17 protein-coding genes, 2 tRNA genes and 1 pseudogene are annotated in these 18,511 nt (G+C 68.9%); 11 read left to right on the top strand and 9 right to left on the bottom strand.

Annotation, left to right across the window (positions count from 1 at the left end; genetic code table 11):
* Window positions 1–180 precede the first annotated feature (180 nt).
* The 4 genes from dnaN to JIG36_RS15040 all read left to right on the top strand — a co-directional run bounded on the left by dnaN (window position 181) and on the right by JIG36_RS15040 (window position 4,444).
* Complete coding sequence (dnaN, locus tag JIG36_RS15055) at window positions 181–1,314, top strand: DNA polymerase III subunit beta (protein ID WP_203376910.1); 1,134 nt, start codon at window positions 181–183, stop codon at window positions 1,312–1,314.
* Window positions 1,315–1,418: 104 nt separating this feature from the next.
* Window positions 1,419–2,291, top strand: coding sequence for a phosphogluconate dehydrogenase (NAD(+)-dependent, decarboxylating) (gnd, locus tag JIG36_RS15050; protein ID WP_203376909.1), 873 nt, complete (start codon window positions 1,419–1,421; stop codon window positions 2,289–2,291).
* Between the two features lie 7 nt (window positions 2,292–2,298).
* Complete coding sequence (gene recF / locus JIG36_RS15045; RefSeq protein WP_203376908.1) at window positions 2,299–3,429, top strand: DNA replication/repair protein RecF; 1,131 nt, start codon at window positions 2,299–2,301, stop codon at window positions 3,427–3,429.
* Between the two features lie 526 nt (window positions 3,430–3,955).
* Window positions 3,956–4,444 (top strand): DciA family protein, encoded by a 489-nt coding sequence (locus tag JIG36_RS15040; protein ID WP_203377408.1) that lies wholly within the window; start codon window positions 3,956–3,958, stop codon window positions 4,442–4,444.
* Here JIG36_RS15040 and JIG36_RS15035 read toward each other — a convergent pair.
* Both JIG36_RS15035 and JIG36_RS15030 read right to left on the bottom strand, forming a co-directional pair.
* Window positions 4,435–5,898 (bottom strand): hypothetical protein, encoded by a 1,464-nt coding sequence (locus JIG36_RS15035; protein WP_236047075.1) that lies wholly within the window; start codon window positions 5,896–5,898, stop codon window positions 4,435–4,437. The genes JIG36_RS15040 and JIG36_RS15035 overlap by 10 nt on opposite strands.
* Window positions 5,885–6,451: a hypothetical protein gene (locus JIG36_RS15030; protein ID WP_203376907.1), complete on the bottom strand. Its 567-nt coding sequence runs from the start codon at window positions 6,449–6,451 to the stop codon at window positions 5,885–5,887. Before JIG36_RS15030 ends, JIG36_RS15035 begins: the two co-directional genes overlap by 14 nt.
* A gap of 560 nt (window positions 6,452–7,011) precedes the next feature.
* On the opposite strand from JIG36_RS15030, the gene gyrB reads away from it, so the two are divergent.
* The 6 genes from gyrB (at window position 7,012) to JIG36_RS15005 (ending at window position 13,048) form a co-directional block, all read left to right on the top strand.
* Window positions 7,012–8,961: a DNA topoisomerase (ATP-hydrolyzing) subunit B gene (gene gyrB / locus JIG36_RS15025; protein WP_307872721.1), complete on the top strand. Its 1,950-nt coding sequence runs from the start codon at window positions 7,012–7,014 to the stop codon at window positions 8,959–8,961.
* 116 nt (window positions 8,962–9,077) lie between these two features.
* Complete coding sequence (gene gyrA, locus JIG36_RS15020) at window positions 9,078–11,585, top strand: DNA gyrase subunit A (protein WP_203376905.1); 2,508 nt, start codon at window positions 9,078–9,080, stop codon at window positions 11,583–11,585.
* A gap of 3 nt (window positions 11,586–11,588) precedes the next feature.
* Window positions 11,589–12,464, top strand: coding sequence for a DUF3566 domain-containing protein (locus JIG36_RS15015; protein ID WP_203376904.1), 876 nt, complete (start codon window positions 11,589–11,591; stop codon window positions 12,462–12,464).
* Window positions 12,465–12,543: 79 nt separating this feature from the next.
* Window positions 12,544–12,617 (top strand) — tRNA-Ile (locus tag JIG36_RS15010).
* A 211-nt stretch (window positions 12,618–12,828) separates the two neighbouring features.
* A complete protein-coding gene (locus JIG36_RS51880) occupies window positions 12,829–12,957 on the top strand; it encodes a DLW-39 family protein (protein WP_215795213.1) in 129 nt (42 codons plus the stop codon).
* Between the two features lie 18 nt (window positions 12,958–12,975).
* A tRNA-Ala gene (locus JIG36_RS15005) sits at window positions 12,976–13,048 on the top strand.
* 76 nt (window positions 13,049–13,124) lie between these two features.
* Here the strand turns inward: JIG36_RS15005 and JIG36_RS15000 are convergent.
* From JIG36_RS15000 to JIG36_RS14970, 7 genes are all read right to left on the bottom strand, one after another.
* On the bottom strand, window positions 13,125–14,360 hold the full coding sequence (locus JIG36_RS15000; protein ID WP_307872720.1) for a site-specific integrase: 1,236 nt from the start codon (window positions 14,358–14,360) through the stop codon (window positions 13,125–13,127).
* A gap of 6 nt (window positions 14,361–14,366) precedes the next feature.
* Window positions 14,367–14,645, bottom strand: a complete 279-nt coding sequence (locus tag JIG36_RS14995; RefSeq protein WP_203376903.1) for a helix-turn-helix domain-containing protein — start codon at window positions 14,643–14,645, stop codon at window positions 14,367–14,369.
* Complete coding sequence (locus tag JIG36_RS14990) at window positions 14,642–14,908, bottom strand: hypothetical protein (protein WP_203376902.1); 267 nt, start codon at window positions 14,906–14,908, stop codon at window positions 14,642–14,644. Before JIG36_RS14990 ends, JIG36_RS14995 begins: the two co-directional genes overlap by 4 nt.
* Before the next feature lie 132 nt (window positions 14,909–15,040).
* Window positions 15,041–16,618 carry a replication initiator gene (locus tag JIG36_RS14985; RefSeq protein WP_203376901.1) on the bottom strand — a complete coding sequence of 526 codons (1,578 nt, stop codon included), beginning with the start codon at window positions 16,616–16,618 and terminating at the stop codon, window positions 15,041–15,043.
* Between the two features lie 394 nt (window positions 16,619–17,012).
* Entirely contained in the window at window positions 17,013–17,264 is a 252-nt protein-coding gene (locus JIG36_RS14980; protein ID WP_203376900.1) for a hypothetical protein, read from the bottom strand.
* Entirely contained in the window at window positions 17,261–17,518 is a 258-nt protein-coding gene (locus JIG36_RS14975; protein WP_203376899.1) for a hypothetical protein, read from the bottom strand. Before JIG36_RS14975 ends, JIG36_RS14980 begins: the two co-directional genes overlap by 4 nt.
* Window positions 17,515–18,036, bottom strand: a complete 522-nt coding sequence (locus tag JIG36_RS14970; protein ID WP_203376898.1) for a hypothetical protein — start codon at window positions 18,034–18,036, stop codon at window positions 17,515–17,517. The genes JIG36_RS14975 and JIG36_RS14970 overlap by 4 nt, the downstream gene beginning before the upstream one ends.
* 262 nt (window positions 18,037–18,298) lie before the next feature.
* On the opposite strand from JIG36_RS14970, the pseudogene JIG36_RS54645 reads away from it, so the two are divergent.
* A pseudogene (locus JIG36_RS54645) lies at window positions 18,299–18,499 on the top strand (GntR family transcriptional regulator); the annotation flags it as partial.
* Window positions 18,500–18,511 lie beyond the last annotated feature (12 nt).

Genomic DNA, 18,511 nt, shown 5'->3' with positions numbered 1-18,511 from the left:
ACGCAGGACCAGAAGCTGGAGAAGCAGGACACGCAGGGCTGGCACACCCCGGACCCACCGGGGCGGGTCACCAGGCGTCACCATGGTGGTCGACACTGATTAGGCCCTGATCGGCTCGGCGAATAAGGTTCGTGGGGGTCGACGACGCCCCCGATACGAGGAAGCGACGCGGAGGACAGCATGAAGTTCCGGGTGGAGCGAGACGCACTCGCCGACGCCGTGGCGTGGACGGCGAAGAGCCTGCCCAGCCGGCCGTCGGTGCCGGTGCTCGCCGGCGTCATGCTGCGCGTCACCGACAGCCGCCTCCAGGTCTCCGGCTTCGACTACGAGGTGTCCAGCCAGGTCACCGTCGACGTGCAGGCCGACGCCGACGGCGCCGCTCTGGTCTCCGGCCGTCTGCTCGCCGAGATCACCAAGGCGCTTCCGGCCAAGCCGGTCGACATCGCCGCCGTCGGCAGCCACCTCGAGCTCGTCTGCGGCAGCGCCCGCTTCACCCTGCCGACGATGCCCGTCGAGGACTACCCGAGCCTGCCCGAGATGCCGTCGAGCGCCGGCACGGTCGACGCCGCCGCCTTCGCCGCCGCCGTGGCCCAGGTGGCCATCGCCGCCGGCCGCGACGAGACGCTGCCGATGATGACCGGCGTGCGCATCGAGCTGAACGGCTCCACGATGGCCATGCTCGCCACCGACCGCTACCGCCTCGCCATGCGCGAGATGGAGTGGAACCCGGACGACCCCGAGATCAGCCTCAACTCGCTCGTCCCGGCCAAGACGCTGAACGACACCGCCAAGACCCTCGGCCCGCTCGGCGGCTCGGTGATCCTCGCGCTGGCCCAGGGCAACGCCGGCGAGGGCATGATCGGTTTTGCCGGCGGCACCCGCCGCACCACCAGCCGCCTGCTCGACGGCGCCAACTACCCGCCGGTGCGCTCGCTCTTCCCGGCCAGCAGCAACGCGCAGGCCCAGGTCGGCGTGGCCGCGCTCGTCGAAGTTGTGCGCCGTGTGGCCCTGGTGGCCGAACGCACCACTCCGGTGCTGCTGAGCTTCAGTGAGGACGGTCTGGTCGTCGAGGCCGGTGGGACGGAGGAGGCGCGCGCCAGCGAGGCCATGGAGGCCACCTTCACCGGTGAGGCGCTGACGATCGGCTTCAACCCGCAGTACCTCATCGACGGCCTGCAGAACCTGGGCTCGCCCAACGCGATCCTGTCCTTCGTCGACGCGTTCAAGCCCGCTGTGATCTCCCCCGCATCCGAAAACGGCGAAATCGTGCCGGGATACCGCTATCTGATCATGCCGATCCGGGTAACCCGCTGATACTGAAGGTTATTCAGGCGATTTGCCGCAGGTCACCGCTTAGGTGTCCAACGGCCTGAATAATCTTCACCGGGCACGAAGCAACGCTCATCTAGGGGGACACCATGCAGCTCGGCCTCATCGGTCTCGGCCGAATGGGTGGGAACATGCGCGACCGGATCCGCGCAGCCGGACACGAGGTGGTCGGTTACGACCACCACCCGGAGAACAGCGACGTGGCCAACCTGGCCGAACTCGTCTCGAAGCTGGCCGCTCCGCGGGTCGTCTGGACCATGGTCCCGGCCGGAAAGATCACCGAAGACGCCATCACCGAACTCGCCGGGCTGCTCGAGCCGGGCGACATCATCGTGGACGGCGGAAACTCCAAGTTCACCGACGACGCTCCGCGGGCCGAGCGGCTCAAGCCCAAGGGCATCAAATACCTCGACTGCGGCGTCTCGGGCGGCATCTGGGGCAAGGACAACGGGTACGCCCTGATGGTCGGCGGTGACGCCGAAGACGTGGCCCGGGTCCAGCCGATCTTCGACGCGCTCAAGCCGGCCGGCGAGTTCGGCTTCGCGCACGCCGGCACGCACGGCGCCGGCCACTACGCCAAGATGATCCACAACGGCATCGAGTACGGGATGATGCAGGCGTACGGCGAGGGTTACGAGATCCTCATCGCGTCCGAGCTCGTCCACAACGTGCCCGCCGTGATCAAGAGCTGGCGCGAGGGCTCGGTCGTCAAGTCGTGGCTGCTCGACCTGCTCGACCGGGCGCTCGACGAGGACCCGACGCTCTCCGGCCTCAAGGGTTATGTCGACGACACCGGCGAGGGCCGCTGGACCGTCGACGAGGCCATCCGCCTGGCCGTTCCGGCCCACGTCCTGGCCGCCTCGATCTTCACGCGGTTCGAGTCCCGGCAGGACGACTCGCCCGCGATGAAGGCCGTGGCAGCGCTGCGTCAGCAGTTCGGCGGCCACGCCGTCAAGCGCTGAGGCCCACGTGTACGTACGCCGGGTCGAGCTGGCCGACTTCCGTTCCTACGAGCGGGTGGCGGTCGACTTCGATCCCGGCGTGTCTGTGCTGGTCGGCCAGAACGGCATGGGCAAGACCAACCTGATCGAAGCTCTGGGCTATGTGGCCACTCTGGACAGTCACCGGGTGGCCACCGACGCTCCCCTCGTGCGGGCGGGGGCGGCCTCGGCCGTGATCCGCTGCGCGATCGTCCACGAGGGACGCGAACTGCTGGTCGAGCTGGAGATCGTTCCCGGACGGGCGAACCGGGCCCGGCTCAACCGCTCGCCGGTGCGCCGCCCGCGCGAGGTGCTGGGCGCGCTGCGTATGGTGCTGTTCGCTCCCGAAGACCTCGAGCTGGTGCGCGGTGACCCCTCCGAGCGGCGCCGCTACCTCGACGATCTGCTCGTCGCCCGCCAGCCCCGCTACGCCGGCGTGCGGTCCGACTACGACCGGGTCGTCAAGCAGCGCAACGCCCTCCTGCGTACGGCGTATCTGACCCGCAAGGTCGGCGGGAACCGGGGGCAGGATCTCTCCACGCTCGCAGTCTGGGACCAGCATCTCGCCCACCACGGCGCCGAGCTGCTGGCCGGCCGGATCGAGCTGGCCGCCGCCCTCGGGCCGCACCTGACCAAGGCCTACGACGCGGTCGCGGCCGGAAGGTCAACGGCTTCCATCGCGTACGCCTCCCGGCTCGGTGACGGCCTCACACCGGATCGCGAGGCATTGCAGCAGGCACTGCTCGGCTCGCTGGAGGAACGGCGCCCGGCCGAGATCGAGCGGGGCACCACCCTGGTCGGCCCGCACCGCGACGACATGACCCTGGCGCTGGGCGACCTGCCCGCCAAGGGATACGCGAGCCACGGCGAGTCGTGGTCGTTCGCGCTGGCGTTGCGCCTGGCCGCCTATGACCTGCTGCGCTCGGACGGCATCGAGCCGGTGCTGGTGCTCGACGACGTCTTCGCCGAGCTGGACGGCGGCCGCCGCGACCGCCTCGCCGCCCTGGTCTCGGACGCGTCGCAGCTGCTGGTCACGTGCGCCGTCCCCGAGGACGTGCCGGCCGCCCTGCGGGGCGCGCGCTTCGATGTCACTACGGGGTCGGTGAGCCGTGCCGTCTGAACCGGATCAGGACGAACCGCGCGAGGGCCACAACCGGGAGCGGCACGACGACATGGTGCGCGAACGCCACCAGGGTCTGGCCCGGGAACGGAACGCCGACCTGTCCCGCGGCCTGCGCGACGACCTCGTCCGCGAGCAGCGCCCGCCGCGGGCCCGGGGCGACCGCCCCGACGCTCCGTCCACAGCGGAACGGTTTTATCCACAGGCCGACCGGCAGGGGCTGGCCCGCGAGGAGCTGGGCGACGTCGACGACGGCTGGTACACGGCCGAGTCGGCCGCGGCCGGTGACACCCCCTACCGCCCGGACGAAGCCGACTGGGCCCGCGAACCCGACGACGGCCCCGACTGGGCGCGCGACCCTGGTGAAGGCGCCAGCCGGTCTCGTGCGTCCGGCGGCGGCTCCCGGAAGTCCCGGGATCGCGGTGAGAGCCCGTCAGCGCCCGCGCCGGATGTCGACCATGGTGCGGGCGGGGCCCCGGCCGGTTCGGAGGCTCAGGAGGGCTCTGAGGGCGCTTCCGGGCCTCAGCTGGCGCGGGCCGTGCTCGACGCCGCGCTCGCCAAGCGCCGGGATGCCGCCGCCCGTAATCCCCGCCGCCGTTCCGGCACCGGCGAAGGATCAGGCCGGCGCCTCCGTGGTTACTCCGGTCCCGGCCCCGACCCGCGCGACCCCCAGCTCTTCGGCGACATGCTGCAACGCCTGATGAAGGCCCGCGGCTGGGAGCGCCCCAAGGCCGAGGCCACGGTTTTCGGCGCCTGGGAGAAGGTGGTCGGCCCCGAGATCGCCGCGCACAGCCGCCCGGTCAAGCTCGACGCCGGCGTGCTCACGGTCGAGGCCGAGTCGACCGCCTGGGCCACGCAGCTGCGCCTGCTCGCGGCCACCCTGTTGCGCAACATCGCCGGCGAGGTCGGCCACAACGTCGTCACCAAGCTCAACATCCACGGCCCGGCCGCCCCGTCGTGGAACAAGGGCCCGCGCCGCGTGCAGGGCCGGGGCCCGCGCGACACCTACGGCTGATAGACCCGCCCGATCGGCAGCGACGGGTTCGCGGCGGCGTGTTCGGCCAGGTCAGGGTCGTTGAGCAAGGCCAGGATCCGGTCCACCGGCAGCTGTGGGCAAGAGCTCATTGCTTCCCGTACGCGACGGGACGGGTCCCCGAGCAGCCGCGCAACCACCTGTGGATCGACCTGTGGATCGCGCGCCGCCAGCCGCCGTACCGCGGGATCGTCGTGGTCGGCGAACCGTGCCAGCCCTTCGACCGGGAACCGCGGGTGCGCACCGAGCTGGACCCGTCCACAGCCGTCGTGCGCGAGGAAGCAGTCGACCAGGAGCGACGGCGGCGCGGCCGGGTTGTGCAGGGCGGTCAGGACCCGTACGCCCAAATCGGGGTCGTCGGTGGCCGGCGTGACCTCGGGATGGCGGGCCGCACGCCGCCGCAGCAGCGGATTGACCGACCGCGCCCACCGCAGCGCGTCCTCCCACGACGGCGTCCGGGAATCGCCGTGCCGGGGCTGGTCGTGAGCCGGGCACGTCCGGGCCGGCCCGTAATGCCCGTCCTCCGGCACCGTCGTGACGTCGATGTCGATGCCGGCCCGCTGCTCCTCGGTCAGGCCGGGATGCACCGACACCCGGGTCCGCACACCGGCGTCGGGGTCGGCCGCGAGCACCAGCAGCTGGTCCCCGGTCAGGTCGGCCCGTTCGGCGAGGCGCCGCCGCACTCGGGCCGAGGGGTGCCGGAGCAGCGACTCGACCACGTCGGGCGGTGTCGACGGGTTGGGCCCGACGAAGTAGAGCGCCTGCTCATCGGACAGCACCTGATCGACCAGGGCCCGCGAGAGCGGCTGCTGCAGCACCCACCAGAACCCGTGGCTGTGATGTGACGGCAGATCGGCGGGTTCCCGGAGCCGGCTGTTCTCGTCCCGTTGCCGTTCGGCGGCCCGCCGGACCTCGTCCACCGGGTCGGTGAGCAGGCGTGGCAGGTGTTCCGGGATCCAGACGGCATACAACCGGATCCGCGGATCGGGATGGACCGCGGCCGCGGCGTGGAGCCGGGGGTCGTGCCTGGTCAGGAACTCCAGCTCGCCGAAGGCCTCGGCCGGCGTGAGCAGGTCTTCGGGCCGCAGCTCGGCGACCTCGGTCAGCAGCGTCCCCAGCTCGTCGTCGGTGAGCCGCATGTGCGGAATCACGCGCACCCGCAGGCGCCAGTCGGGCGTGGCGAGCAGACGCCTTTGCAGATCGGGATCGGTCGCCGGGTGATCGGCCAGGGCGCCGAGCAGCCCGCCGGCCCGGCCCCCGGCCATGATCGCTTCCTGCAGCGGGCGCGGCACATCGGCGCGTCGCGGCAGGGCCCGGCGGAGGGCTTCGGGGGCCGTCTCCAGCAGGCTGAGCAGCACAGTTACCGGTGCGGCGGGGTTGCGGGCGATGCCGCGCAACACCGCCTCCCGGTCGCGGAAAGGCTCAGTAGTCGGCAAAGACCGCGAAGCCCCGCTCGGCGCAGCGACGGTAGAAACCGGCCAGGATGGCCAGCTCGGAGCGCGCGAAGCTCCAGTGCGGCGCGTTGCCGGCGTCGTCGCGCAGGGCCGACAGCCGCTGGTCGAGCCAGCGCAGCTGCTGCTCGGCGAGCCGGCCGGCGGCGACCGCGTTGCGCATGACGGCGGCCACCGAGTCGAACGTGACCAGGTCGCCGTGCTGCTCGTGGCCCTCGACGAACCGCTCCAGGCCGCCGGCGATCCACGCACAGCCGTCCGGGTCGATCACCGGATCTTCGTCCTCGGCCGCGGCGTCGGTGGCGTAGAGCACGCCGTCGAGACCCAGCAGAAGATCAACAAGTTCCGTGTACGCCGTGGCGCGCACCGTGCCGGTCTTGGCGATGTGCAGCGCCAGGGCTCCGGTGGGCGCGGCGATCTCGGGCGCGTCGGCGATCGCCCCGAAGTCGACGAACTCGGCGGGAGCCACCGGGTCGTAGTACTGATTCGTCCGCGGCCAGTGCACCGCGACGTTCTCCAGCCCCTTGTCGTGCGCCATGTGGGGGCCACCCCTCCTCGACCAGCGTCGCGGCCGTCCGGCCATTCACCGACCCGCGCGGGCAGAGGTTACGACACAAACGCCTGTCGTTGGGAGGCAGTGTCGCAGTGCGTGGCGACGGCGGGTAGCCGGCGTGTCGCGGCGGTCGACGCCCGGATCACTTGCCGTTGCGCGGGGCCCCCGTTCCGTGTAGGGGGAGACTGGGGAGCGACCCTCGTCGCGTCTGCGGCAATCTCAGGCACCCGGAAGGGGTGCCGTACCCTCGCCAACTCGCTTCGGCGGAGTAGAATCGATGAAGACCGGGAAAACCTCTGTGTGACGGTCACGGTTCGGTCCCGTCCGGGACTAAACGGACCTGTGTCGTCACGCTACGCGGTTTTTCCAGCCGATCACGATCCGCGGGCCTGCCGCGGCGACCGGCGTGCACGGTTCCACCGGTGGTCCGCTCGCTCCTCCCCGCGGGTTGTCGCCTGTGGCTCACCATGCCTGCCGCCGCCCGCCGCGCGCCCGCCGAACCCGTGCGTGGCCCTCCGGGGCCCGTCACGAGAAAGTGGCCGAGGGTGGCAGAGAACAAGGAATACGGTGCTGATTCGATCACCGTGCTGGAGGGGCTCGAGGCGGTTCGCAAGCGCCCGGGCATGTACATCGGCTCCACCGGCGAACGCGGTCTGCACCACCTCGTCTGGGAGGTCGTCGACAACGCGGTCGACGAGGCGCTGGCCGGTTTCTGCGACACGATCGACGTGGTTCTGCTGTCCGACGGTGGTGTCTCGGTCACCGACAACGGCCGCGGCTTCCCGGTCGACCTGCACCCCAAGCTGAAGAAGCCGGGCGTCGAGGTCGCGCTGACCGTGCTGCACGCCGGCGGCAAGTTCGACGGCAAGGCGTACGCGGTCTCCGGTGGTCTGCACGGCGTCGGCGTGTCGGTCGTGAACGCGCTCTCCAGCAAGATGTTCGTCGAGATCAACAAGTCCGGCAACGTCTACCGGCAGCACTACACGGCCTCCAAGCCGGGCCCGCTGGAGAAGGGCGAGGCCACCGACACCACCGGCTCCATGGTGCAGTTCTGGCCCGACCCGACGGTGTTCGAGACGGTCGAGTTCGACTGGCAGACGATCTACCGCCGGCTGCAGGAGATGGCGTTCCTCAACCGGGGCCTGACCATCAACCTCACCGACGAGCGGGCCGAGTCGGCCGACGACAACGGTGAGCCGCGCAAGGTCACCTTCATGTACGCGGGCGGCATCGCCGACTTCGTACGCCACCTCAACGCCACCAAGAGCGCCATCCACAAGACCGTGATCGAGTTCCAGGCCGAGGACAACGAGGCCCGCATGGCGGTCGAGATCGCGATGCAGTGGAACGAGTCGTACGGCGAGTCGGTCTACACGTTCGCCAACCGCATCAACACGCACGAGGGCGGCACCCACGAGGAGGGCTTCCGGGCCGCGCTGACCGGCGTCGTCAACCGGTACGGCAAGGACAAGAAGCTGCTCAAGGGCGACCAGAACCTCTCCGGTGAAGACATCCGCGAGGGCTTGGCCGCGATCATCTCGGTGACCCTGGCCAACCCGCAGTTCGAGGGCCAGACCAAGACCAAGCTCGGCAACACCGACATGAAGAGCTTCGTCCAGAAGGTCGCGAACGAGCAGCTGGCCGACTGGTTCGACCGCAACCCGGCCGAGGCCAAGAGCATCATCACCAAGGCCGACCAGGCGGCCCGGGCCCGCATCGCGGCCCAGCAGGCGCGCAAGCTGGCCCGCCGCAAGTCGCTGCTCGAGTCGGGCTCGATGCCGGGCAAGCTGGCCGACTGCCAGTCCACCGACCCGCGCGAGTCCGAGCTGTTCATCGTCGAGGGTGACTCCGCCGGCGGTTCGGCCAAGCAGGGCCGCAACAGCCGCATCCAGGCCATCCTGCCGATCCGCGGCAAGATCCTGAACGTGGAGAAGGCCCGCATCGACCGGGTCCTCAAGAACAACGAGGTCCAGTCGCTGATCACGGCGCTGGGCACCGGCATCCACGAGGACTTCGACGTCGCCAAGCTGCGCTACCACAAGATCGTGCTGATGGCCGACGCCGACGTCGACGGCCAGCACATCCAGACGCTGCTGCTCACCCTGCTGTTCCGCTTCATGCGGCCGCTGGTCGAGATGGGCCACGTCTACCTGGCCGCCCCGCCGCTTTACAAGATCAAGTGGAACAAGCGGGGCGACGACGCGCAGTACGCATACTCCGACCGCGAGCGTGACGGCCTGATCGCCCTGCGTCAGCAGAAGAAGGCCAACGCGAAGCCGGACGACATCCAGCGGTTCAAGGGTCTCGGCGAGATGAACTTCCACGAGCTGTGGGACACGACGATGGACCCGGCCACCCGGACGCTACGCCAGGTGACGCTCGACGACGCCGCAGTGGCCGACGAGCTCTTCAGCGTGCTGATGGGTGAGGACGTGGAGGCGCGGCGCTCGTTCATCCAGCGCAACGCCAAGGACGTGCGGTTCCTCGACATCTAGATGGCCGCCCGGGGGAGCTGTATCCACAGCGTCCCCGGGCTTTCCACAACGTTATCCACAGCAGGATGCGTAGTTTCGCCGTACATGTCTGGTTTTACCTTGAGTAAGGGTTAACAGTGACTGACACTCCCGAAGCGCCCGACGGCGACGAGGCCCCGGACACCGGCGGCGTGGCCCAGCGGGTCGAGCCCGTCGGCCTCGAGGTCGAGATGCAGCGTTCCTACCTCGACTACGCGATGAGCGTGATCGTGGGCCGCGCGCTGCCCGACGTCCGCGACGGCCTCAAGCCCGTACACCGCAAGATCCTTTACGCGATGTACGACTCCGGCTTCCGGCCCGACCGCGGCTACGTCAAGTGCGCCCGCGTCGTCGGCGACGTGATGGGCAACTACCACCCCCACGGCGACTCGTCGATCTACGACGCCCTGGTGCGCATGGGCCAGCCGTGGTCGCTGCGCTATCCGCTGATCGACGGCAACGGCAACTTCGGCTCGCCCGGCAACGACCCGCCGGCGGCCATGCGCTACACCGAGTCGAAGCTCTCGCCTCTCGCCATGGAGATGCTGCGGGACATCGACGAAGACACCGTCGACATGCAGGACAACTACGACGGTCGTACGCAGGAACCGACGATCCTGCCCGCGCGCTTCCCGAACCTGCTGGTCAACGGCTCCGAGGGCATCGCCGTCGGCATGGCCACCAAGATCCCGCCGCACAACCTGCGCGAGATCGCGGCCGCCGTGCAGTGGCAGCTCGACAACCCGGACTCCGACGAGGCGACCGCGCTCGAAGCGATGCTCGAGCTCGTCCAGGGTCCCGACTTCCCGACGTACGGGCTGATCGTGGGCCGGCAGGCGATCCAGGACGCGTACCGCACCGGCCGCGGCTCGATCCGCATGCGGGCCGTGGTCGAGGTCGAGGAGGACCCGCGCGGCCGTCCCCAGCTGGTCGTCACCGAGCTGCCCTACCAGGTCAACCCCGACAACCTGGCCGAACGCGTGGCCGAGCTGGTCAAGGAGGGCAAGCTCACCGGCATCGCCGACATCAAGGACGAGTCGTCCGGGCGTACGGGAATGCGGTTGATCATCGTCCTCAAGCGGGACGCGGTCGCCAAGGTGGTGCTCAACAACCTCTACAAGCACACCCAGCTGCAGGAGACGTTCGGCGCGAACATGCTGGCCCTGGTCGACGGCGTGCCCCGCACGCTGAACCTGGCCCAGTTCATCCGCTACTACGTCGACCACCAGATCGAGGTCATCCGCAGGCGTACGGCCTTCCGTCTGCGCAAGGCCGAGGAGCGCGCCCACATCCTGCGCGGCCTGGTCAAGGCGCTCGACATGCTCGACGAGGTCATCGCCCTGATCCGGCGCTCGCCGACGGTCGAAGACTCGCGTCAGGGCCTGATGCAGCTGCTCGACGTCGACGAGGTGCAGGCCACCGCGATCCTCGACATGCAGCTGCGCCGCCTGGCCGCCCTCGAGCGCCAGCGCATCATCGACGAGCTGGCCAAGATCGAGCTCGAGATCGCCGACCTCAAGGACATCCTGGCCAAGCCGGAGCGGCAGCGGGCGATCGTCTCCGAGGAGCTCGGCGAGATCGTGCAGAAGTACGGCGACGAGCGTCGTACGCAGATCATCCCGTTCGACGGCGAGGTCTCGATGGAAGACCTCATCACCCGCGAAGACGTTGTGGTGACCATCACACGTACGGGATACGCGAAGCGCACCAAGGTCGACCTCTACCGCTCGCAGAAGCGCGGCGGCAAGGGTGTGAGCGGCGCCACGCTGCGGCAGGACGACATCGTGTCGCACTTCTTCGTGATCTCGACCCACGACTGGATCCTGTTCTTCACGAACAAGGGCCGCGTCTATCGGGCCAAGACGTACGAGCTTCCCGAGGCGGCCCGGGTGGCCAAGGGTCAGCACGTCGCGAACCTGCTCGCGTTCCAGCCCGACGAGCACATCGCCCAGGTCATCCAGATCCCGAACTACCAGGTCGAGCCGTACCTTGTGCTCGCCACCAAGAATGGGCTCGTGAAGAAGACCCGGCTCGAGGAATTTGACTCCAACCGCAGCGGTGGCATCATCGCCATCAACCTGCGGGAGGACGACGAGTTGGTGGGCGCGACGCTGGCGGCACCGGAGAACGATCTTCTGCTCGTCTCCAAAAATGCTCAGGCGATCCGATTCAACGCAACCGACGAGGCGCTGCGTCCTATGGGTAGGGCCACCTCGGGCGTCATCGGCATGCGCTTCAGCGGCAGCGACGAGCTCCTGGCCATGGAAGTGGTCCGGGAGGGCATGGATGTGTTGGTCGCCACCGACGGTGGGTATGCGAAGCGGACGCCGATCGAGGAATATCCCGTGCAGGGCCGGGGCGGCAAGGGCGTCCTCACCGCGAAGATCACGGAGCGCCGTGGTGGACTGGTGGGGGCACTCGTGATCGACCCGGAGGATGAACTATTTGCCATCACCAGCAATGGTGGTGTCATCCGGACTCCCGTGAAGCCTGTACGGCGCACGCGGGATCGGAACACAATGGGGGTCAAGCTGATGGACCTCCCAGAAGGTGTAACCATCGTGGCGCTTGCTCGCAATGCCGACGAGCCTGACGAACAGGACTAGTTGATGCCGGAGACACAGGCGAAGTCGGGGGCCACGGGAGGCTCAGCGACTCCGAACGAGGCGGCCAAGAAAGACGGCGCCGCCCCGAACGGAGCCGGCGCCGCGGCTCGTGCGGCAGCCCCCGCTGACGCCCCGGCCACGCCGAAGTTCACCCGCGCGCCGGGCATGGCCCCGCCGCCGGGTGAGCCGCCCGCCGACCACGACGGTCAAGACTCGAAGCGTCCCGGTGGGGGCGTGAAGGGTTCGGCCAGCGTGCCGACCGTCACCAAGGGCAAGGGCGCGGCCCCCGGCAGCAGCTCGGGCCGGGTCAGCGTGCCGCCGGCCGGCAACAAACCCGGCGCCCCGGCCGGCCCGCAGCAGCGGCCCGGCGGAGAACCGGCCAAGGCGGCCCGCCCGGCCAGCGTTCCCGGCGGAGCCACCGGTTCCGCCGCGGTCGGCGCGGCCCGGGTCACCGAGGCGGTCCGGTCGGCGCGGTCCACGGTCACGTCGGCGGCCGCGCGTGGTCCCCGGCGGGCCCGGCTCAACCTCAAGCGGATCGACCCCTGGTCCGTGATGAAGTTCTCGTTCGCCGTGTCTGTGGTGCTGTTCATCGTCGTGGTCGTGGCCACCTCGGTGCTCTATCTCGCACTCGACGCCATGGGTGTCTGGGGCGAGGTCAACACCAGCCTCAAAGAGCTGGTGACCGCCACCGGCAGTGAGAACGGGTCGTCCAGCGGCGGCTTCCAGATCACCGCCTGGGGCGTCATCGGCACGTCGATGCTGATCGGCGCGGTCAACGTGGTGCTGTTCACCGCGCTGGCCACGCTCGGTGCGTTCATCTACAACGTCTGCGCCGACCTGGTGGGCGGGGTCGAGCTGACCCTGGCCGAGCGGGACTGACCGACGAACACGGGTCAGGGGGCCACCCCCGTTTTGGTGGCTCCCGACCCTGTGCGGTAACCTTCGGTGTCGCACTTGAGGGGCTATAGCTCAGTCGGTTAGAGCGCAGAGCTGATAACTCTGAGGTCGCTGGTTCGATTCCAGCTAGCCCCACGAGCGGCGGGTGTTCTTTGTCTGCGGAAAGCGCAGACGGTGACCGCTCGTCATGCTGGCTCAGGGGGCCGAGCCCCCTGAAACCCCACGGTGCGGTGGCCGCTCTTCGCGGGTCGGTCACGGTGGTGACTCGTGGCCTTCGGCCACATCGGGGGCCTCGCCACGAAGCAAGAACTACTGCTTTTGGTCGGCCGCATCCTAGGAGAGCTAGATGTTCAAGAAGCTCCTGATTGTTGCTGGTGTGGTGGGGGCGGCTGCCCTTATCTTCAAGAAGGTCAAGGCGTCCAGTGATGAGCGGGCGCTCTGGCATGAGGCGACTACCGCTCCTGACCTTCGGTAACTGTTGGTTGGTTGTTTGGGGGCCCTAGCTCAACTGGCAGAGCACCGCCTTTGCAAGGCGGGGGTTAGGGGTTCAAGTCCCCTGGGCTCCACAAGAGAAGGCCTGTGAGCAGGCCCGATGCGATACCAAGATTTTTCGGCCCAGATCCGGGCCCAGATCGGCCCCGATCACCAGCGTCCCCCGATGATCGGTTTAAGGGCCTCGCCGACGATCCCGCGGCGGCGCTCGGCCCGCGGCCAGAAGTGCACGTAGACCTCCAACGTCAGCTGCAGCGTGGCGTGCCGCAGCGCCCGCTGGACGTCCTTCGGGTCGACGCGTTCGGCGATCAGCTTGGTCGCGAAGTAGTGCCGCAGGGCGTGGAAGCCGCTGTGCTTCGGGTCTTCGGGCCAGCCGGCCAACCGCCGCCACTTGACCCACTCACCCGACCACGTGCGGTCGGTGAACGGATTCCCGTGGGTCGTGGTGACCAACAGCGGCACGCGGCGACGGACCGGCCGCCCGGCGGTGAGATCCAGCATCTCCACCTCGACAGGCGGGAACTGCTGCCGATGCCAGGCCAGGCCCCGGGCCACCATCGGATCCAGGTCGACCGTGCTGCTCGCGGGATCGAACGTCCGCACGCCCTTGGGCAGCCGCAGGTGGTGCCCGCCTTCGTACTCGCTCGGCTCGTAGCCGAGCTGCTGCACCACGTGCAGTTCGCCGTGCTCGGGCTCGAAGCACCGCGGCCCGTCCTCCACGCCCAGGGCCTCGCCGATGCGCAGGGCCTCACCGGCGCCGAGCAGCAGCACGAGGTGGTACCGCTCGGGCACCACCTCGAACAGCCGGATGACGTCCTGGTCACTCGGCACCCATTTCGGCGTGCGGGTCAGACCCCGGAACACCTGGGACAGCTTGATCCCGTCACAGGGGTTCGCCGGGAGCGCCCCGTCGACCACTGCCGCTGCACAGATTGCGTCGAAGAGCTCGAAGTACAGCCGCACGCTGGACGGCGCGACCCCGTCCGCGAGGCTGCGCGTCAGCCACATCAATACCTCTGTCTGCGTGACCGCGCGAAAGATCCCCGGGAAGGCCAGCTTGAGGTGCAGCCGGATGTTCGACTCGATCCGGCCGCGGGTCTCGATGCCCCACGTGATGACCCGAGCCTCGCGCCATCGGTCCGCGTACGACGGGAACGTGACGTTGCGTTCGCTGTGTTCGAGTCGGACCTCCGGCGCGATGCCGGTCCGGCAGGCGGCGTCGAAGTTCTTGGCGTCGTCCTCTCGCTCGAACATCTGCTCGCGCGGTTCACCCGCGGCGTCGGTGTATGTCACCCGCCAACGCTTACCCCGGCCGTACTTGGCGGTCTTGAGCCGCTGGCCGTTCGGGCCTTTCTTGGTCTTGAACCAGACGTCATGAACACCCACGGTGGGCTACCGCCTTTCAGGCTCCCGGTCCCCGACGCAGGAGTCGAGCCATTCGGCGAAGCGGCGCTTGGGGATAACCCAGCGACCGCCGAGCTTCTTAGCGGGGATCTCGCCGATACGGATCAGGGCGTAGGTGCCACCGAGCGAGATCCGGAGGATCTGGCTTACCTCTTTGACGGTGTAGACCCCGCTGCCGCCGAGTTGGGTGACCGGGGCGGGGTGCTCGGTGCCGGTGTCCGGAGGCGGCTGGGGCCGGTCGGGGAAGGTGTAGACGGTGGCGTTCATCGGGTGTTCTCCTGTCGCTTCGAGGTCGGGTTTTCGTTGTGCTGCAACGGTTCCGGGGTCATGGTTCTGGTCTCCTTCTGGGTGACGCTGAGATAGGTGCGGCACTCTCCCTGGTGGGAGCCGTGCCGGGTTGTGGACCGGTAGTCAGCGGTCGGGCCGTAGAGGTGTTGGAAGTGTTCGATCAGGTGGGCCTTGTGTGCGGCGACGGTGTCGGCCGGGCCGACGAGCCGTACCGCGATCAGCGGCCGGGGTCGTGCAGTCATTCGAGGGGTTCCTTCCGGGAATCGGGTTGAGAGCCACGGAGAGGGCACAGAAGTGGCCGGGGTGGGTTTCCCCTAGCGCTGTGGAGTTGTCAAAGAACACCGTCCGGGTTGCCTTGACGGTCAACCGGCCGGTCAGGCCGCGCGGCTGGTCAGGTACTCGCGGGCCGTGTTCTGGTGCTCTCGGGCCATCTGAGCGGACGTGTTGGCGAGCATGGCGTCGGCTGGGGTGCGCCAGCCGGAGCCGACGAACTCGAGGAAGTTGACGATCAGGGTCGTCGGTTCGCCCGCGGGTTCGGCCGTGTCGGGGCCGGCTGTTTGGGTTCGGCGGAACGCGATGCGGTTGCTGCGTAGCAGGGCGAAGGTGATCGAGTAGCGGCGGGACTTGGTGAGGAAGTGGCCGCCGTAGCCGAGCATGTGCGCCCACCGGCGTAGCCGCCACCACTCGCGGGGACGGCCGAGCATCCAGCACGCTTCCACCAGCCGTTCGGTGTGCGTGCCGTCCGGGTCGGCGTAGACGTTGACTGTCTCGTCCGTCAGCCGCGTCGATGCGTGCCCGGTGACTTCGGTCGACTTCGTGGCGTACTTCGCCAGGTAGGCGGCGACTTGGGCGTCCGTGACCTCGCCATCGGCGGCGACAGTGATCACCTTGGTCAGGATCTGGTCACCCCAGCCGATCCGCCAGCCCTCGGGCGCGGCCGGGTGCGGGTCGGTGGTGAATCCGACCGTCGCAGCGGCGTGGTCGATCGCGTCGACCAGGTCCTGAGCGTCGATCCCCACGGGCGGCGAGACGATCGCGGTCGGATCGGCCGGGTCGACGCCGTCGAGGCGGACGATGGCGTGGAAGTGCACGCTCCCGCGTCGCTGCATCTCGGCGGCTTTGCCGAACGACAGCCGTACCGGCGGCACTACACGCAGCTTGCCTGAGGCGGAAAACGTTGCCACGTAAGGGATCCCGCGGGCGCGGCACAGCCGCCGCACGTAGCGGTTGATGGCGATCGTGGTCCGGCGCCACAGCTCTCCTGCGGTGAGGTTCCAGACGGCTTGGGCGTCATGGTCGTAGCAGTCGAGACACAGCGGGGTCCCGAGGTTGCGGTCCGTGGCCGCGTGGCGGGCGAAGCAGACCAGCCGGACGCCGTGCTCGCAGACCATGAAGTCGCGGCGGGCGTGGCACGGTTCCGGACGGCAGTCGCAGTCGGCCCGGCGGGCGCACGTATGCCGCTTGACGTTGCGGGTGTGGACCTCACCGAACGAGGGCGCGGTAAACGTCGGGAACACCGCCGGGTGCCGGGCCACGTCCTCGGGGATGCCTTTGCCGCCGACGAGACCGGACCGGACGACCTGGTAGGCGTCGCGCTGGTAGAGCTTCGAACACGACGGGCAGACCGAGGCACGGCGGTTGCCGCAAGGTTTGTAGATCACCCCGTCCGGCATGTCCGCGGTGTGGCGTTCGGCGAGGAGTCGTCCGGTGGCGGCTTCGACGGTGGCGATGGTTCCGGCCAGCCGGACCGGCCGCATGCATGCGGACGCGGTTTGGACGTGGCTGAGCCAGGCGGGGAAGTCGTCGCGGGCCGCACGGGCTACGGCTTGGGCGTGCAGGTCTGTAGAGCGGGCGAGCCATTCGAGGCGCATCGCGGTGGTGGGCTCGGCGTACGGGGCCGCACCCGAAACCGTGGTGGTTTCGGGTGTGGCGCTGAGCGTCGAGACAGTCATCGCAAGCTATCCAGGCGATTGCGAGTACCGGCGACGGTGTGGATACGGACGACCGAGCCACCGACAGCAGACCCGGTCGGACCCGGCAACGCGGTGGCCGGCACGACGGTTCCCCGAGTGCGGACCGCGGGCAGATCCTGGTTCCGGGCACTGTGAAGCGCCCGCGTCACCGTGGCCGGCTGGTGGCGGGGTGTCGTGGTCTGGGCAGCGTCCGGCTCGGTGACAGGGGTGTCGATGGCGGGACGGGCGAGACTCGGCACCGGCCGCAGCCGGACAGGTGGGCAGGCGTAAACGGGCCAGGCCAGGACAGCCGGCGGGGCGGCCGGGAGACCGGCGGCGGCACCACGAGTGCGGGCGGCCGGGCGGGTGGAGGCGGCTCGGATGGCCATCTAGCTCACCGCGCTCCGACGGGAGTCGAAGTGGTGCGGGGTAGATGGGTGAGCTGACCGTCGTAGATGCGGTCGAGCAAGCTCACGTAGTAGGCGGGCATGGGGGCGCGGTGGTTCTCCCAGAGGAACAGGAGCCGCACCAGTAGGTAGACGGCGGGCAGACGGATCCCGTCACGGTCGGCCGCGATCTTCATGTGACCGATCAGTTGGACCGGGTCCCAGCCCTGGGACAGTCGCAGTTCCCGCAGCTTGGTCATCGGACTTCGACCAAGCCGTCGATGCACTCGGCGCAGTACACGCCGGTCACCGTCGAAAAGCAGGTTCCCCCGCAGTCGGGGCACAGTTCCCACCGGTAGCGGGGCCACTGGACCGCGCAGCCGGGGTCGGCGCAGTCCTGGCGGATGCATACCCGGCAGAACCCGGCATAGTTGAACTGAGGCAACGTCAGACGCAGCCCGGTCAACTCGCCGCCGGACGACGGTGTGACGGCCGGAGCCAGCAGGTCGGTCATGCCGCCACCACCACGGTGTCGAGCGGCACCGGTACGACCTCGGTTGTGGCCGTGCTGTCGTACACGTCGACGTGCACCACACCGAACGGGTCGGTGTTCGGCATACCGTTACGCGCCCAGAACGCGGCACGCGTGTGGCGGCTCTTGAACGTGTGGGCCAAGTCGAGCGCGGTCTTCCGCGCGCTCAGCGACGACCACAGCCGACGCCGACGGACCCGCAGCGTGTCCGAGCAGATCACCCGGTCCATCCGCAGCAAGTTCAACTGGCAGTCATTCGCCGCACGCGACTGCACCTCGGCCAAGCCGAGCCGAGCCAGGCCCACCGCCGCCGTCCACGCGATCGCGTCGTACGACGACAACTCCTGCAGCACTACCCCGGCCGCGTCCAACGCCACCGCGCACTCACAGAAGTTGAGCGATTCCACCTCGTCAACGCCGAACAACGGCGTCACCGACGCAGAACCGCTGCCCGCTCCATCACGGTCACGGGCCTTGAGAGAGGTACCTTGAGACAGCATCGACTGACTCCCTTCACTCGGGTGGATCGATGTCTGGCCTCGGTGGGTGGCAGCCCGCCGGGGCCTTCTTCGTCGGGCGGTAGCCCGATAGACGTAATACGTCTTTCCTCAAGCTACTGCGAGTCACCGGATAAACGCAAGACGTAAGACGTCCTATATGTGACGCGGTGGAGCCAAAAACTTGCCGAGCCTGGCTAAGGCAGCAGGCGCGCGCAGTGTCTAGACTTGGGTAAGACGTCTTACGAGGGAGCGGGGAGGGTGCGTGATCGAGCCATCTCGTTCCCAATACGTACAAATCGCCGATCTATTGCGCTCGCGCATCCAGGACGGCACCTATACTCCCGGCGCACTTCTCCCTAGCGAGGATCGTCTTGCTGAGGAGCTGGGCGTCTCTCGCGTCACGATCAACCGAGCAGTCGGTCTTCTTCGGTCATCGGGCGATGTGAGAGTGCGGCGAGGGGCCGGCAGTGTGGTC

This window comes from Paractinoplanes ovalisporus, assembly GCF_016834655.1.
Lineage (GTDB): Bacteria > Actinomycetota > Actinomycetes > Mycobacteriales > Micromonosporaceae > Actinoplanes > Actinoplanes ovalisporus.
This window is presented reverse-complemented; position numbering and strand designations above follow the sequence as displayed.

Excerpts from the sequence above, each read along its gene's own strand:
- dnaN (WP_203376910.1), top strand. The coding sequence starts at position 181 with ATGAAGTTCCGGGTGGAGCGAGACGCACTCGCCGACGCCGTGGCGTGG.
- JIG36_RS14975 (WP_203376899.1), bottom strand. The coding sequence starts at position 17,518 with ATGACCGACCTGCTGGCTCCGGCCGTCACACCGTCGTCCGGCGGCGAG.
- JIG36_RS14995 (WP_203376903.1), bottom strand. The coding sequence starts at position 14,645 with ATGAACGCCACCGTCTACACCTTCCCCGACCGGCCCCAGCCGCCTCCG.
- JIG36_RS15030 (WP_203376907.1), bottom strand. The coding sequence starts at position 6,451 with ATGGCGCACGACAAGGGGCTGGAGAACGTCGCGGTGCACTGGCCGCGG.
- JIG36_RS51880 (WP_215795213.1), top strand. The coding sequence starts at position 12,829 with ATGTTCAAGAAGCTCCTGATTGTTGCTGGTGTGGTGGGGGCGGCTGCC.
- JIG36_RS14990 (WP_203376902.1), bottom strand. The coding sequence starts at position 14,908 with ATGACTGCACGACCCCGGCCGCTGATCGCGGTACGGCTCGTCGGCCCG.
- JIG36_RS14980 (WP_203376900.1), bottom strand. The coding sequence starts at position 17,264 with ATGACCAAGCTGCGGGAACTGCGACTGTCCCAGGGCTGGGACCCGGTC.
- gnd (WP_203376909.1), top strand. The coding sequence starts at position 1,419 with ATGCAGCTCGGCCTCATCGGTCTCGGCCGAATGGGTGGGAACATGCGC.
- JIG36_RS14985 (WP_203376901.1), bottom strand. The coding sequence starts at position 16,618 with ATGACTGTCTCGACGCTCAGCGCCACACCCGAAACCACCACGGTTTCG.
- JIG36_RS14970 (WP_203376898.1), bottom strand. The coding sequence starts at position 18,036 with ATGCTGTCTCAAGGTACCTCTCTCAAGGCCCGTGACCGTGATGGAGCG.
- JIG36_RS15015 (WP_203376904.1), top strand. The coding sequence starts at position 11,589 with ATGCCGGAGACACAGGCGAAGTCGGGGGCCACGGGAGGCTCAGCGACT.